Genomic DNA, 15,804 nt, shown 5'->3' with positions numbered 1-15,804 from the left:
CATGCCGGACGACGACAGGACACTGCGGTACCTCAAGCGTGTCACCGCCGAGCTGCAGGACACGCGCGAGCGGTTGCGGCAGGCCGAGCAGCGGGCGTACGAGCCGATCGCGGTGGTGGGCATGGCCTGCCGCTACCCGGGTGGCGTGACCTCACCCGACGGCCTGTGGGACCTGGTGGCCGCCGGGCGCGACGCGGTCGCGGACTTCCCCGCGGACCGGGGCTGGGACCTGGAGCGGCTCTTCCACGACGACCCGGACCACCCGGGCACGACGTACGCCAGGGCCGGCGGGTTCCTGGAGGGGGCGACGGAGTTCGACGCGGAGTTCTTCGGCATCGGCCGGACCGAGGCCCTGGCGATGGACCCGCAGCAGCGGCTGCTCCTGCAGACCGTCTGGGAGTCGCTGGAGGACGCGGGCATCGACCCGGGGAGCCTGCGCGGCTCGCCGACGGGTGTGTTCGTGGGGACGACGGGCCAGGACTACGCCCAGCTGGCGCGGTCGGGCCCAAAGGAGCTGGAGGGCTACTGGGGCATCGGCTCGGCGGGCAGCGTGCTCTCCGGCCGCGTCTCGTACGTGCTCGGGTTCGAGGGTCCGGCCCTCACCGTCGACACGGCATGTTCGTCGTCGCTGGTGAGCGTGCACATGGCCGTGCAGGCGCTCCGTCAGGGCGAGTGCGCGCTGGCCGTCGCGGGCGGGGTGACGGTGATGTCGACACCGGGCGTCTTCACCGAGTTCAGCAGACAGCGCGCCCTCTCGCCGGACGGCAGGTGCCGCTCGTACGCGGAGGCCGCCGAGGGCACCGGCTGGGGCGAGGGGGTCGGGATCGTCCTGCTGGAGCGCCTGAGCGAGGCGCGCCGCAACGACCACCGCGTCCTGGCGGTCGTCGCGGGTTCCGCGGTCAACCAGGACGGCGCCAGCAACGGCCTGACCGCCCCGAACGGCCGCTCCCAGCAGCGCGTCATCACGCAGGCGCTCGCCGCGGCCCGGTTACGCCCCGACGACGTCGACGCGGTCGAGGGGCACGGCACGGGCACCACGCTCGGCGACCCCATCGAGGTCGACGCCCTCGCGGCGGTCTACGGCCGGGGGCGGACCGCCGCGCGGCCGCTGCGGCTGGGCTCGCTGAAGTCCAACATCGGGCACAGCCAGGCCGCCGCGGGCGTCGGCGGACTGATCAAGATGGTGCAGGCGCTCCGTCACGGCGTACTGCCCCGGACCCTGCACGTCGACCGGCCCACGTCCAAGGCCGACTGGTCCGGTGGTGGCGTCTCCCTGCTGACCGAGGCCGTCCCGTGGCCGCGCGGCGAGCGGGTCCGGCGGGCGGGGGTGTCCTCGTTCGGCATCAGCGGCAGCAACGCGCACGTCGTGGTCGAGGAGGCGCCGCCCGACGCGCCCGCCGGGGCCGGGGAGGGGCCGGAGCCGGTGACCCTGCCGGTGGTGCCGTGGGTGCTGTCCGCCAGGACGCCGACCGCCCTGCGCGCCCAGGCCGGCCGCCTGCACACCCACCTCACCACCGCACGCCCCGACGCCACCCCCCTCCAGGTCGGCGCCGCCCTCGCCCACACCCGCGCCCGCTTCGACCACCGGGCGGTCCTCACCGGCGCCACCCGTACCGAACTCCTCGCCGGGCTGGCGGCGTTCGGCGCGGGGGACCTGCCGGGCAACGCCGTCCTCGGGGTGGCGGCACGGGCGCGGAAGACCGCGTTCCTGTTCTCCGGGCAGGGGTCGCAGCAGGCCGGCGCGGGCCGTGGACTCGCCGCCGCCCACCCGGTCTTCGCCGACGCCCTGGACGCGGCCCGCGCCGAGCTCGACCGGCATCTGGACCTTCCCCTGCGCCGGGTGATGGACGCCCCCGAGGGCAGTCCCGAGGCGGAGCTGCTGCACCGCACGGGCTGGACGCAGCCGGCGCTGTTCGCGCTGGAGGTGGCCCTGTACCGGCTCGTCGAGTCCTGGGGCTTCACCCCGGACTTCCTGATGGGCCACTCGATCGGCGAGCTGTCCGCCGCGCACGTCGCCGGGGTGCTGTCCCTGGCCGACGCGAGCGCCCTGGTCGCCGCGCGCGGCAGGCTGATGCAGGCCCTGCCGGAGGGCGGCGCGATGGTCGCCGTGGAGGCGACGGAGGACGAGGTCCTGCGGAGCCTGCGCGGCGACGACCGGCTGGCCGTGGCCGCCGTGAACGGGCCCCGTTCGGTCGTCGTGTCCGGCGCCGCCGAGCCCCTCGCGGCCTGGCAGCGGGCGTGGCGGGAGCGGGGCCGCCGCACCCGCCGGCTGCGCGTCAGCCACGCCTTCCACTCGCCTCTGATGCGGCCGGCGCTCGATGAACTCGCTTCCGTCGCGCGGAGCTTGAGCTACCACGCGCCGGCCGTGCCGATCGTCTCCGACGTGACGGGGAACTTCGCCGAGGCGACCGACCTGACCACGCCCGAGTACTGGGTCCGTCACGCCGAGCGCCCCGTCCGCTTCCACGACGGGGTGCGCCGCCTGGAGGGCGCGGGCGTGACGGCGTTCCTGGAGCTCGGGCCGAGCGGGGTGCTGACCGCGATGACCCGTCCGTGCCTGCGCGACCCGGACGCCGCGGTGGTCGCCCCCGCCCTCGACGGGCACGCGCCCGAGCCCGCCGCGCTCATGGCCGCGCTCGCCGAGCTGCACGCGCACGGCGCGTGCGGCGACCTCGCGGCCCTCCTCCCCCGGGACGCGGCCCGCCGGGTGCCGCTCCCGACGTACGCCTTCCAGGCGCGCCGCCACTGGATCGACGTGCCGCAGACCGTACGGGGCACGAGCCCCGCGCCGTCCGCGGACGGGGCGGCTCCGGCACCGGGCGGGCAGGGGCGGCCGTGTGGTGACGCGCCGGGGCGGGCGGACCGGGGCGAGCCGGAGGGGGCGGGCGGGGAGCGGGACGTCCTCGGCCTGGTCCGCACCCAGATGGCCCTCGTCCTCGGCTACGAGGACGGCGCGCGGATCGACCCCGACCTGACGCTGCCGGAGCTCGGCATCGACTCGCTCGGCGCCGTCCGCTTCCAGCGGCGCCTGGCCACGGTCACCGGCCTGACCCTGCCGGCCACCCTCCTCGTCGACCACCCCACCCCGGCGGCCCTCGCGGAGCACCTGCGCCCGCTGCTCACCCCGAGCGACCCGAGCGTCACGCCCACACCCGACGCCACACCCACACCCGCACTCGACGCCGCACCCGCCCCCGGCGCCGCAGCCCCGCCCAGGGCCGTCCCCGCATCCGGCGCCGCAGCGCCACCCAGCTCCACGCCCGCCCCCGGCGCCACGCCCGCACCCAGCGCCCCGAACGCGCCCGGCCTCCCGAGCGGCACCGGCACCTCCGGCCACCCGAGCACCCCGAACGCCGCCCGCACCCCCAGTGACCCCGGCCCTCCCGGCGCCCCCGGCGCACCCGGTGCCGGGGGCGGCCCCGCCGTCCTGCTGCGGGACCTGCACCGGCGCGGGCGACTCGGTGACGCCGTGCCGCTGCTGCGGGCCGCCGCGGCGGACCTCCCCACCTTCACCGCCGCCGACCGACCCCAGGGACCGCCGGAGTCTGTGCTCGTCTCCGACGGGCCCGCCGCGCCCGCCGTCGTGTGCGTGCCGTCCTTCCTGGCCGGCTCGGGCCCGCACCAGTTCGCGCGGTTCGCCGCCGGATTCGCCCACCGGCCGCGGATGTCCGCGCTCACCCTGCCCGGGTTCGGCACCTCACCGCTGGTGCCCGGCTCGTGGCGGGCGGCGGTCGACAGCCTGGCCGCGGCCGCGCTGCACACCGCGGGCGGCGCCCCGCTGGTCCTCGCGGGGCACTCCATCGGCGGCGTCCTCGCGCACGCCGCCGCCGCGTCGCTGGAGCGCGCCGGGCACCGCGTCGAAGGGGTCGTGCTGATCGACACCTACGAGCCCGAACCGGCCCAGCAGCAGGCGGTGTTCGCCTGGGCGATGGGCCGCGTCCTCGCCCGGGACGGCGCGCCCGCGGGCCTCGACGACGACGTGCCGGCCATGGGCGGCTACCTGCGGCTGTTCGACGACTGGACGGCCGACCCGCTGACGGCGCCCGCGCTGCTCCTCACCGCCGAGCGGGGTCCCGACGCGCCGGACGGCGCCGACTGGCGGCTCTGGCGGGCCGCGGACACCGTCGCGCCCGTCACCGGCGACCACTTCTCGCTCCTCGAGGAACACGCCGCTCACACGGCACACGCCGTCGAGGAATGGCTTCGAAAGGAACTGTCATGCAGCCGGTCGGCATAGTCGACTTCGGGAGCTACCTGCCCGAGAACGTCGTGGGGCCCGAGTTCTTCCTGGACGAGGACGCCCCGGTGGACCCGCTCGCCCACACCCCGCTGTTCCGCGTGCCCCCGACCCGGCACCACGTCGCCCCCGGCGAACGGGCCGCCGACATGATCGCCGCGGCGGCCCGGCCGCTCTTCGAGCGCCTCGGCAGGGGCCCCGCCGGCCGGGTCGACGTGCTGCTGACGAACGTGCTGCTGCCGGACGAGCCGTTCATGGGCGTCGGCGCCCAGGCGGCGCACGCCCTCGGCATCGACCCCGAGTGGATCGTGGACCTGCACAACGGCGGCTGCGCCTCCTTCCCCTACATGCTCGCGCTGGCTCGGAAGATCATGGCCGACGGAGCGGCGCGCACCGCGCTGGTCGCCAACGTGCAGAACACCGCGGGGCGGATGTTCGCCCAGTCCGAGGTGCGCAAGCGGTCGCACGCGCCGATCCCCGGCGACGGCTGCGGCGTGGCCTACCTGGAGACCGGCGCGGGCTCGCCGCTCCTCGGGATACGGACCCGCAGCGTCCCCGCGCACTCCGTGGACCTCGGCATCAAGACCCCGGACGGGCGCAGGTACTGGGAGCCGGGCGAGGGCCAGATGGACATCGCCTTCGACCCCGGCAAGGCGGCGGAGATCCTCCAGCGCGGCAACACCCTCGTGCCCGAGCTCGTCGGGGAGCTGTGCGCGGACCTCGGGGAGCAGCCGTCCGACATCGACGTGCTCGTCACCAACCAGCCGAACCGGATCTTCCTGCAGAACTGGCGCCAGGCCCTGAAGCTGGACGCCGCACGGCACCTGGACACCTTCGACCGCTACGGGAACCTGTACGGGGCCGCCGTGCCCGTCACCCTCGACCGGGCGGCCCGCGCCGGTGAGCTGCGCGACGGCGACCTCGTGGTGATGTCGGGGTTCGCGCACGCCGGTGACTTCGCGGCCGCCGCGGCGGTGCGCTGGAACGGCGCCTCGTGAGCGGGCCGACCGGGGCGCCCGGGCAGCCCGCGACCACGGAGTACGACGTCGTCGTCGTCGGCGCGCGCTGCGCCGGGGCCACGCTCGGCGCGCTCCTCGCGCGCCGCGGCCTGCGGGTCGCCGTGCTCGACCAGGCCACCGAGATCCGTTCGACGCTCTCCTCGAACATCCTGCAGGCCGACTCCCTGGCGTTCCTGAACCGCCTCGGTGTGATGGAGCGGCTGCGCGCGGCCGGGGTCACCACCATGAGCCACGTCGACATGCGCCTGGAGGGGTTCCGCTGCCGGGAGGCGTTCCCGCAGGAGCCCGGTGACGTGGGCGGCGCGGCCTGCGTACGCCGCGAGGTCCTCGACCCGGTCCTGGTGGACGCGGCCCGCGCGTCCGGCGCCGAGGTGCGGCTGGGCACCCGGGTCGTCGGGGTGATCCGTGAGGGCGGGCGGGTCACGGGGGTCCGGGCGGTGGCGGGCGGCGTCGAGGCGCGGCTGCGGGCCCGCCTGGTGGTCGGCGCGGACGGACGGAACTCGAAGGTCGCCGAGGCGTGCGGGTCGCGCATGTACCACGTGAGTCCCGGCGAACGCAGCTACTACTGGACGTACTTCGAGGGCGCGGACACCGGTCCGCGGCCGACGTTCGTCTTCCACCGCTGGGGCGACCGGCACATGCTGGGCGGCCCCGCCGACAACGGCCTGTACATCGTGGGCGTCTCCCCGCAGCGGCACGAGCGGGAGAGCTTCCGCGCCGACCTCGACGGTTCCCTGCGCGCCCACGCGCTGCGCTGCGCGCCGATCGCCGAGGCCCTCGCGGGCGCCACCCGGGCGAGCAGGATCTACGGCATCCGGCGCTTCTTCGGCTACTTCCGCGAGGCGGCGGGCGCCGGCTGGGTGCTGCTCGGTGACGCCGGGCACTTCAAGGACCCGGCGGGCGGGCGCGGCATCGGCGACGCCTTCCACCAGGCGGAACGGCTCGCCGACGCGGTCGGTGACGCCATCGGGTCGGGCGTCCGGCTCGACCGCGCCGTCACGGAGTTCGGCCGCTGGCGGGACCGTACGTACGCCGAGTACTACGGCCTGGCGGCGGACCTGGGCGTGGCCGGCCCCATCGCGGGCGTCGTCCCGCGGGTCGTGCGCGCACTGCACGCGCGCGGCCGGGTCGACGGCGTCCTGAACCTGCTGAGCCACCGGGCCTCCGTCCTGGAGGTCCTCACCCCGGCGCGGGTGCTCGGCGCGACGGGCGGGCAGCTGCTGGGCGCCCCCGGCCGGCGCCGCGCAGCCCTCGGCGAGCTGCGGCGGCTCGCGACCACCGAGCTCCGGCGCAGGAACGCGATGCGCCGGCCCGTCTTCCAGAGCGGCCTGGCGCCGCGCCCCGTACTGCAGGACACGTCCGAACCGGAGCTGAGCCGATGACCAGCACGTACCCGCACACCGCCGCGCGCGGCCACCTGCCGCCCCCGGGCATCGACCTGGGCTTCGAGCGGACGGTGCCGCGCGCCCTCGCCCACCGCAGGCAGGTCGGCGAGGTGTTCGTCACCGACTCCGCGCAGGGGTCCGACGACGACTTCCACCTCTCCTTCCAGATCCCGCGCGCCCACAGCCTGTGGTCGGACCGGAGGGCGGGCTTCCATGACCCGCTGGCGTCCGCGGAGGCGGCGCGGCAGTCCATCTTCGTGCTGCTGCACCGCCACGTCGGGGTGCCGGTCGGGCTGCCCTTCAGCCTCCAGCGGATCTCGCTGCGGGTGACGGACCCCCAGGCGTACGCCCACGACGGCACGTCGGCGCTGCAGGGGTACGTGCACTACCGGGTCGCCGAGCGCCAGGGCAAGGGCTCCGACGTGGTGGGCATGGTGCTCGACGGCGTGATGGAGGTCGGCGGGCGCCCGGCGATGACCCTGAACGCGGTCCTCGCCTTCATGTCGCAGGAGGACTACGACGTGTTCCGGGCCTTCCAGCGAGGGCGGAAGCCCGTGGCCGAGGCCCGCCCGACCCCGGCACGGCGGCTCGACGCCGGCCTGGTGGGGCGTGAGAACCCGCGGAACGTCGTCGTCGGCCTGCCGGAACGGGGGGCGTGGCCGGACGCCGGGTCCGGCGGGGGCGCGTTCCGCTGCCTGCTGACGGCGGACCCGCACCACCCGGCCTTCTTCGACCACGAGTACGACCACGTGCCGGGGCCCCTGATGGTCGAGGGCATGCGCCAGGCCGCCCTGGCCGCGGCCGGCCGGGCCGGGGTGCCGGCCGCCCCGGACGCCCTCACCGTCGGCTGCGAGGCGGCCTTCCTGGACTTCGCCGAGTTCGAGGCCGACCTGGTCCACGAGGCGGAGGTCGGCGCCCCCGCAGCGGACGGCCGCGTCCCGGTGTCCGTGGTCCTGCGGCAGTTCGGCAGACCGGTCGTCGAGGGCCGCATCGACCTGCTTCCCGACGCGGCACCGCGTCCCCGATCGACCGCGCGAGCGTAGGAGTCCGAGCCATGGCAGTGACACACACGGGTGACAGCGCAGGGGACCGGCGGCGCGTGGCGGTGGTGGGGGCGGGCGTCTCCGGCCTCACCGCGGCGCTCCGCCTCGACCTCCTCGGATACGACGTCGAGCTCATCGAGGCGGCCGGGATACTCGGCGGCCGCTTCGGCCTCGACAAGCTCGGCGACCGGCAGGTCATGACGGGCGGGAAGAACATCGGCCGCCGCTACCACACGTTCCGCTGGTTCACCTCGGAGCTCGGCGCGGACGCGTATGAGTCCTTCGGCTACAACGCCTCCCGCATCAAGGACGGCGAGGTCCTCACCCTCGACAGCGAGCGGCGGGGCCGGACGCTGAGGAACATCCGGCGGATGGGCTCGGCCCGCGACGTCGCGCGGATGGCGGCGATGGCGGCGCGGATCCGCGCCGACGACCGCAACCGCTTCCTCGGCTCGCGCTACTTCAGCGGCGTCTCGCGGCGCCACGACCACTCCCCGCTCAGCTCGTTCTTCGGGCGCGAGATGACGGACACGCTGGTGCGGCCCATGGTCATCCGCAACAACGGGGCGGAGCCCGACGAGGTCCACCCCGGCACGTTCGGCACCAACCTGGCCATGCTGATGGACCACTACGACCAGCTGAGCGGCGGCATCCAGCCCGTACTGGACGCGTTCGCCAAGCGGGTCCCGGTACGGCTCGGCGCCACCGTGGAGGACCTGGTGGTCCGCGACGGGAGGGTCACGGGGCTGCGCGTCTCCGAGGGCGGGGCGCCCGCGCGGACCAGCGACTACGACGGCGTGGTGCTGGCCACCCCGGCCCACGCGACCGCCGGGATCGTCCGCTCCGCGCGGCCCGCGCTCGCCCGGCGGCTGTCGGACGTGCGGTACTTCCCGTCCACCGTGGTCCTCGTCGAGTACGACCGGCCCGTCTTCGGCCCGGACGTGCGCGCGCTCGCCATGGACGACGGGCCGTGCAGCAACGCCGGTTCGTACGGCATGGAGGAGCGGCACATCGTCCGCTACACCTACAGCGGCCGCGAGGGGCGCCTGACCGACCTCAGCCCGGAGAACATCGACCGGCTGACCGGGGAGACCGAGGAGCGCCTCGTGAGGTACCTGGGGGCACCGCGCGCCGAGCGCGTCAACCTCCTGGTCAAGCACTGGGACGCGGCCTACAGCGGCTACCTCCCCTACCACGCCGACTTCCTCGCCGAGGTCCGGGAGGGCGTCGCGGACGTGCCCGGCCTGGAGCTCGCGGGCGACTACATCCAGGGCGTGTCCATCGAGGCGTGCGCCCGGACGGGCCGCGCCGCGGCGGGCCGGCTCGCCGCGCACCTCACCTCCCCCTCGGCGCCCGCGCGGGCGGCGGCGTGAGCGGCGGCGCGAACCGCGAACCGAGCGGCGGCCCGGGTGGCGGCGCGAGCGGGGACACGGGCCCCGGGAGCGCGGACGGCGGCGCGGGCGCCCCGGTCGACTGGGCGGTGGTCACCGGCGCCTCCTCCGGCATCGGCGAGCACCTCGCCCGGGGCCTGGCCGCACGCGGGTACGGGCTGTGGCTCGTCGCCCGCTCCACCGACGCCCTCGAACGGCTCGCCGGGGAACTGCGCGGCCGGCACGGCGTACCCGTGCGCGTACGGACCTGCGACCTCGCGGACCCGGCCGCGCGTCGGACGCTCGTGGCGGAACTGGGCGGGCAGCCGGTCTCCGTGCTCTGCGCCAACGCGGGCTTCCCGACCTGCGGGCCGTTCCACGAGAACGACCCCGCCCAGGAGAGCGCCCAGGTCCAGGTCAACGTCGTCGCGCTGCACGCGCTGACGCAGGCCCTGCTCCCGGGCATGCTGGCGCGGCGGCGCGGCGGGATCCTGATCACCGGCTCCACCGCCGGCTGCCAGCCCGTACCGACCGCGGCCACCTACGCGGCCGGCAAGGCGTTCGCCAACGCCTTCGCCGAGTCGCTCCACGTCGAACTGCGCGGCAGCGGGGTGCGCTGCACCCTGCTCGCCCCGGGCCCCGTCCGCACCGGCTTCTACGCGGTGGGCGGCATGGCACGGCTCCAGGAGCGGCGGTTCCTGGCGTGGCTGACGCCCGAGCGCGTCGCCGAGGCGGGCCTGCGCGGCCTGGCACGGGGACGCCGCGTGGTGGTCCCGGGCCCGGTCGCCAAGGCCCAGTACCTCGCGGGCCGCCACACGCCGCGCGCCCTGCTCTTCCCCGTGCTGCGCGCCGTGGTGCTGCCCGTCTTCCGCACCGCGCGGACCGGCTCCCGCACCCGCCCGCCGGCCGGCACTCCCGACTCCCGACTCCCGCATGTGAGAGGCACAGGACAATGGACGGCAGAAAACACCGGTGGTTCATCCTCGGGGCGTCGCTGATACCGCTGATCGCGGTGGCCGGCGCCATGGCCCTGCTGTGGAACGAGATCTTCGGCTGGTCGGACGTGGTGGTCCTCGTCCTCATGTACGCGGTCTCCGGCTTCGGCATCTCGACCGGCTACCACCGGATGCTCACCCACCGCTCGTTCGAGACGTACAAGCCCATCCGCGTCGCCCTGGCCACCGCCGGGGTGATGGCCGGCCAGGGTCCGCCGCTGATCTGGGCGGCCCACCACCGCAAGCACCACCGCGTCGCCGACAAGCCCGGTGACCCGCACAGCCCCCACCTGGACTTCGAGCCCGGCTTCAAGGGCACGATGGCCGGTCTCTGGCACGCCCACCTCGGCTGGCTCTTCGACGTCAACCTCACCTCCGACCCGATGCGCTACTGCCCGGACCTGGTGCGCGAGAAGCCGCTGCGCTGGCTCAGCGAGCACCTCCTGCTGGTCACCGCCGCCGGTGTCGTGCTGCCCGGCCTCCTCGCCTACGCCCTCACCGGCGGCGACTGGCGAGCCGGCCTGACCGGCATGCTCTGGGGCGGCCTGGTCCGCATCTTCCTGATCAACCACATGACCTACGCGGTCAACTCCGTCGGGCACGTCTTCGGCCGCCGCCGCTTCGACACCACCGACCAGTCCCGCAACGTCGCCTGGCTCTCCCTCCCCTCCTTCGGCGAGGCCTGGCACAACAACCACCACGCCTTCCCCCGCTCCGCCCGCCACGGCATGAAGTGGTACGAGGTCGACCTCTCCGCGATCCTCATCTGGAGCCTGGAGAAGACCCGCCTCGCCTGGAAGGTCGTGCGCATCGACCCCGACCGCATGGAGATGCGCGAGGCGGGGGTCAGCCGGGTCAACGCGGCCTCCATGGACAAGAGGGAACTCCTGGAGACCCAGCAGAACATCGCGCCCCTCGCGGAGCGCCGCCGCGATGCCCGTGAGGCCGACGCCTCGCTGGTGGACGTCGAGTAGCGCGGCCACCGGACGAGCAGACGAGTAGACGGGGATCACGTACATGGAGTTCTTCAGGGCCCTGACCGACGGGGCGACGCACGGCGTACTGCACGAGTGGACGGGCGAGGGCTTCGCGCACACCCCCTGGCGGGACGTCGTCAGGGACGCCCACGGCATGGCCGCCGAGCTCCGCGGCCTCGGCGTCGGGCCGGGCACCCGCGTCGCCGCCGTCCTCACCAACACGCCCGACACGGTCCGCGGACTGCTGGCGATCTGGCTGGCCGGCGGCGCGGTCGCCTCGCTGCCGCTGCCGACCCGCGGCCAGGGCCGGGAGGCGTACGGCGAGCAGCTGGTGGCGCTCTCCGCGCGGCTGGACCCGACGCTGCTCCTGGTCGACGAGGAGCTGACCGACATGGTCCCGCCGGAGCTCGGCAAGGAACTGCCGGTCCGCGGCTGGTCGTCGCTGCGCGGCGGGGGACGCGTCGAGCCGAGCCCACCGGGCCGGGACGACGTGGCCTTCGTCCAGTACTCGTCCGGGTCCACCAGCACCCCCAAGGGATGCGCGCTGACCACCCGGGCCATCGAGCAGCAGCTGCAGATCATCCTGCACCTGACGGGCGGCTGGCCCGGCGCCGACACCGTGGCCTCCTGGCTGCCGCTCTCGCACGACATGGGCATGTTCGGCTGCCTGCTGTACTCGTGGGCGTACGACTTCGACTTCGTGCTGTCGTCGCCCGACCGGTTCGGGATGGCGCCGCGCACGTGGTTCCGCGACATGGCCGAGTACGGGGCGACGATGACGGCGGGCACGAGCACCGCCGTGTACCTCGCGGCGCGGGCGCAGGGCCGGGGGGCGCTGCCCAGGGAGCTGAAGCTGCGGGCCGCCGTGATCGGGGCGGAGCGCGTCGACTGGGACACGCTGGCGGCGGCGACGGAGAAGTTCCGGCCGTTCGGCCTGTCCGACACCGCGTTCCAGCCCGCGTACGGCATGGCCGAGGCGACGCTCGCGGTGACCGGGAAGCCGTGGGACCGGGCACCCAGGGCACTCGCGTTCGACGGTCCCGCGCTGGTCGAGGGCACGGTGATCGAGGTGGCTCCCGACCACCCGAAGGCGGCCCGGCTGGTCTCCAACGGCGTGACGCTGCCCGGAGTGTCGGTCCGGGCGGGCAGTGGGGGCGGCATCGCGGAGATCCAGGTGTCGTCACCGAGCCTCGCCGTCGGCTACCACGCCGACCCCGAACGCACCGCCGCGCGGTTCCGGGACGGCTGGCTGCGCACCGGCGACCTCGGCTTCGTGCGCGACGACGAGCTGTACGTCCTCGGCCGGGCCGACGACATGCTGTCGGTGGGCGGGCGGAAGGTCTACGCCTCCGAGATCGAGTCGGCGGTCGACTCCCTGAGGAACGTCCGCAAGGGCTGCGCCGCCCTCGTCGACGCGGGCGGCTCGGGGACGTCCCGGCTCGTGCTGATGGTGGAACCCCAGGGCAACCCGAAGGACTTCCGGCCGATCGCCGAGGAGGCCGCCTCGCTGGCCATGGAGAAGGCCGGCGTCGCGCTCGCGGAGTGCCTGTTCCTGGCGCGCGGGGTGCTCCCGAAGACGCCCAGCGGAAAGATCCAGCGCTTCCGCTGCCGCGCCCTGCTCGACGAGGGCCGGCTCGCCCCCGTGGCACGGGTGGCGTTCGCCTGACCGGGCCGAGGGGCCCACCCACCCGGGCCCCTCGCCCCACCACCCCACCCTCTCCCCCCTTTCTCGCCGCCTCCGCGCCCGCCCCTCCCCGCGCGGCCGTCAGTGGAACCGCGACGGGAGGGCTTGCGAGAATCAGCGGGCGCGCCACCCGGACACGGCCGCGCGGAGCCGGACAGGGGGGACATGGGGCGGACATGGGGGGAGGTTCCGTGACGCGGGAGGAGCTGCTGGACGCGCTGTCGGCACTGCGGCGGGCCCAGGTGGGCGGGCGACGGGCCCCGCACAAGCCGTTGCTCGTGCTGTGGCTGCTGGGGAGGTTCGCCGGTTCCGGCAGCACCGCCGTCTCGTACGACGAGGCGGAGGAGCCGGTCAGCCGGCTGATCAACGACTTCGGGCCCGCCGTGACCAGCCCCGCGCGGGCGCGGGAGCGGGCGGCCATGCCGTTCGTGCACCTGGAGCGCGAGCTGTGGGAGCTGCGCGACCGGGACGGACGCGCGATCAGCCGGGACGCGCCGGAGCGGGGCGGCGCCCTGCGGGCCCGCGGGGCGCACGGCCGCCTCCACCCGCACGTCGAGGCGCTGCTGGCGGAGCCGGGCACGCTGGCCGCGGCGGTACGCCTCCTGCTGGAACAGCACTTCACCCCCGCGCTGGAGGCACCCGTCTGCGACGCCGTCGGGCTCGACCTCACCGAAGACCTCGGCACGGGCCTCACCGGAGACCCCGGCGCGGGCCTCGCCGCCGACCTCACCGCCGACGTCGGCTCCGCCCTCGCCGGCACCGCGCCGCACACCCTCGCCGGACGGAAGCGACGCCGGCGCCGGGCCGGTTTCACCGAGGAGGTGCTGCACGCCTACGCGTACGCCTGCGCCTTCTGCGGGTTCGACGGGGCCCTCGGCCGCCACCCCGTCGGCCTGGAGGCCGCGCACGTGCGCTGGCACAGCCAGGACGGCCCGGACGAGGTGAACAACGGCCTGTCCCTGTGCTCCCTGCACCACACCCTCTTCGACCTCGGCGTCCTCGGGCTCCTCCCCGACCTGCGCATCCAGGTCTCCGAGCTGTACGTCGCCCGCGGACCGGCCGGCCGCGCCGTCGACGACCTCCACGGCCGCCCCGTCGCGGCGCCCCGCCCCGGCCGCCCCACCGTCGACCCGCGGTTCGTCCTCTGGCACGGCCGCCAGGTCTTCAAACGCCCCGGGACCCAGGCCGCGTAGCCCTCAGCGAGCGCGTCCACCCGCGCGCCGGCGCGGTGGGCGGCACGGTCACGACGGTGGCCGCCAGCACCCCGTCCACCGCCCACCGCCCGGTGAAGCCCTCCGCCGGAACGGCCGGGTCGCGCAAAAGGACGCGCGCCGTGAACGTCCCGTCCACCGCGAAGGCCAGCTCGGCCTCCTCGTGTCCGAGCCACCGGCGGGTCAGCGGGAACCACGCCTTGTACACCGACTCCTTCGCGCTGAACAGCAGCCGGTCCCAGTGCACGTCCGGACGCGGACGGGCCAGCTCCGCGAGGTGCGCCCGCTCGCCCTCCGACGCGACCAGCCCCAGCACTCCGTCCGGGAGCGGCAGGTGCTCCTCGGCGTCGATCCCGAGGGCGCGCAGGTCCGTGTCGCGCGCCACGGCCGCCGCCCGGTAGCCCTGACAGTGCGTCATGCTGCCGACGATCCGGTCCGGCCACTGGGGCGCCCCGCGCTCACCGCGCGGTATCGGCACGGGCCCGACGCCCAACCCGGCGAGGGCCCGCCGCGCACACCAGCGGACGGTGGTGTACTCCCGGCGCCGCTTGTCGACCGCACGACGCACCTGCTCCGCCTCCGCACCGAGCAACGGCAGCCCCGGCGGATCGTGGAAGACCTCGACGACGCGCACCTCGGCCGGCAACAACCCGTCCATCACGGCCGTCCCCTCCCCCTCGACGACGACACCCCGACGGAAGACACCCTCGCACACGGACACACGGTCCGATCATCGCCCGCTCGCGCGACGCTGCGCGCTTCACCGCCATGCGCGCTCCGCCGCCATGCGCGCTCCGCCGCCGAGGCGCCGGCCGGCCCCGCCGGTCCGGCGGGTACGCACTACCGTCCGAAAGAAGCACCGGGGTGGTGTCGAGGTCGCACGACCCGGTGCCAGGCCGAACAGGAAGGGCGACCCCGGGACATCGCGCAGCACGGCCGGGTCCCGCGGCACGACGTCACACCAGTGGTGCAGGAGAAACGATAATCTGAGCCGCATCAGCGCATCGGCCGGGAGCGAAGTTGAAGCGAGCGAGCAGACCGGTCTGCGCCGCGGGAGCACTCATACTGCTCCTCGGAGGCTGTGACGCCCTGTCCACCGACAGGACGCCCGAGCGGGTCAGGAACGGAATATCCCAGCTCGACCTGACCGTCACCGGGCGCCCGACGCCAGGCAGCCTCTCCGTGACGGAACACGTTCTGGCCAGACTCAGGGCGCGCGACGCCGAGGGCTTGGCCGAGCTCGCCGCGGAGGGCGACGGAGCGGACGAGGACGCGAAGCGCTGGCTGGCGCGCTGGGGTGACGCGGCCCAACGCCCGGCCACGGCAGACTTCGGCCCCGGGGAGAAGGACGCCTCCGTCGAGGTCCGCTTCGACGGAGACCGCTCCACGCTGTCGCTCCTGCTGATGCCGGAGGACCAGGACGATCCCTACGGCGACAGGTACGTGGTCGCCCTCCACGAGGACCCGGTGACGTGATGGCCCGGCACCCCGAGGGGCGCCCGTACGGTACGGCCCCGGCGTGTCCGGCCCGCCACCGAAACCCGCCGGCCGACCCGGGACGCTGACTCCCACCGGTGGCACACGGGGACGGAGCCGTACGGGCCGGAGGCCGACGGACAGGTGCCTCTCGACGACCTCGGACAGCTCCGCGAGAAGACCGCGCGCCGCCTTTGACTCCTCCGCCCGCTCTTCCGTCGGCAGCCGGCGGACTCGCGGCGCACACCGCTGCTCCGCATCGCCGTGCGGCGTCCGGGCGCCGGTGCGCGCCCTGGAGCGTGACACCGGGGCGGCGTGGGCCGGCTGCCCGCCGGTGTGGGTCGGGCGGCGAACGGTCGGCTGAGAGGTACGTCCCTTCGGGGGCGCTGTGGTGCAATGACATCTGC

The 15,804-nt window shown here is 75.3% G+C and carries 11 protein-coding genes; 10 read left to right on the top strand and 1 reads right to left on the bottom strand.

The features are described 5' to 3' along the window. Position 1 precedes the first annotated feature (1 nt). From NRO40_RS22955 to NRO40_RS22915, 9 genes are all read left to right on the top strand, one after another. Positions 2 to 4,237, top strand: a complete 4,236-nt coding sequence (locus NRO40_RS22955) for a type I polyketide synthase (RefSeq protein WP_107115129.1) — start codon at positions 2 to 4, stop codon at positions 4,235 to 4,237. Next, complete coding sequence (locus NRO40_RS22950) at positions 4,219 to 5,235, top strand: 3-oxoacyl-ACP synthase III family protein (RefSeq protein WP_058943057.1); 1,017 nt, start codon at positions 4,219 to 4,221, stop codon at positions 5,233 to 5,235. The genes NRO40_RS22955 and NRO40_RS22950 overlap by 19 nt, the downstream gene beginning before the upstream one ends. After that, positions 5,232 to 6,638, top strand: coding sequence for an NAD(P)/FAD-dependent oxidoreductase (locus NRO40_RS22945; RefSeq protein WP_058943058.1), 1,407 nt, complete (start codon positions 5,232 to 5,234; stop codon positions 6,636 to 6,638). Before NRO40_RS22950 ends, NRO40_RS22945 begins: the two co-directional genes overlap by 4 nt. Beyond that, entirely contained in the window at positions 6,635 to 7,684 is a 1,050-nt protein-coding gene (locus NRO40_RS22940; protein WP_058943059.1) for an AfsA-related hotdog domain-containing protein, read from the top strand. Before NRO40_RS22945 ends, NRO40_RS22940 begins: the two co-directional genes overlap by 4 nt. Before the next feature lie 11 nt (positions 7,685 to 7,695). After that, entirely contained in the window at positions 7,696 to 9,057 is a 1,362-nt protein-coding gene (locus tag NRO40_RS22935) for a protoporphyrinogen/coproporphyrinogen oxidase (protein WP_257375489.1), read from the top strand. Then, entirely contained in the window at positions 9,054 to 10,052 is a 999-nt protein-coding gene (locus NRO40_RS22930; RefSeq protein ID WP_269803096.1) for an SDR family NAD(P)-dependent oxidoreductase, read from the top strand. The genes NRO40_RS22935 and NRO40_RS22930 overlap by 4 nt, the downstream gene beginning before the upstream one ends. Further along, a complete protein-coding gene (locus tag NRO40_RS22925; RefSeq protein WP_058943062.1) occupies positions 10,007 to 11,023 on the top strand; it encodes an acyl-CoA desaturase in 1,017 nt (338 codons plus the stop codon). Before NRO40_RS22930 ends, NRO40_RS22925 begins: the two co-directional genes overlap by 46 nt. A 43-nt stretch (positions 11,024 to 11,066) precedes the next feature. Next, positions 11,067 to 12,692, top strand: a complete 1,626-nt coding sequence (locus NRO40_RS22920; RefSeq protein WP_058943063.1) for an AMP-binding protein — start codon at positions 11,067 to 11,069, stop codon at positions 12,690 to 12,692. Between the two features lie 209 nt (positions 12,693 to 12,901). Continuing rightward, positions 12,902 to 13,903, top strand: a complete 1,002-nt coding sequence (locus tag NRO40_RS22915) for a phosphorothioated DNA-binding restriction endonuclease (protein WP_232791123.1) — start codon at positions 12,902 to 12,904, stop codon at positions 13,901 to 13,903. Here the strand turns inward: NRO40_RS22915 and NRO40_RS22910 are convergent. Beyond that, on the bottom strand, positions 13,875 to 14,582 hold the full coding sequence (locus NRO40_RS22910; RefSeq protein ID WP_198549377.1) for a 4'-phosphopantetheinyl transferase family protein: 708 nt from the start codon (positions 14,580 to 14,582) through the stop codon (positions 13,875 to 13,877). The genes NRO40_RS22915 and NRO40_RS22910 overlap by 29 nt on opposite strands. A 521-nt stretch (positions 14,583 to 15,103) precedes the next feature. Here NRO40_RS22910 and NRO40_RS22905 point away from each other — a divergent pair. Continuing rightward, positions 15,104 to 15,397: a hypothetical protein gene (locus NRO40_RS22905; RefSeq protein ID WP_157901892.1), complete on the top strand. Its 294-nt coding sequence runs from the start codon at positions 15,104 to 15,106 to the stop codon at positions 15,395 to 15,397. Positions 15,398 to 15,804: the final 407 nt, after the last annotated feature.

The organism is Streptomyces changanensis, assembly GCF_024600715.1.
In the GTDB taxonomy this organism is placed as follows: domain Bacteria; phylum Actinomycetota; class Actinomycetes; order Streptomycetales; family Streptomycetaceae; genus Streptomyces; species Streptomyces changanensis.
Note: the sequence above shows the minus strand (reverse complement) of the source record. Positions and strands in the feature narration are given on the sequence as shown.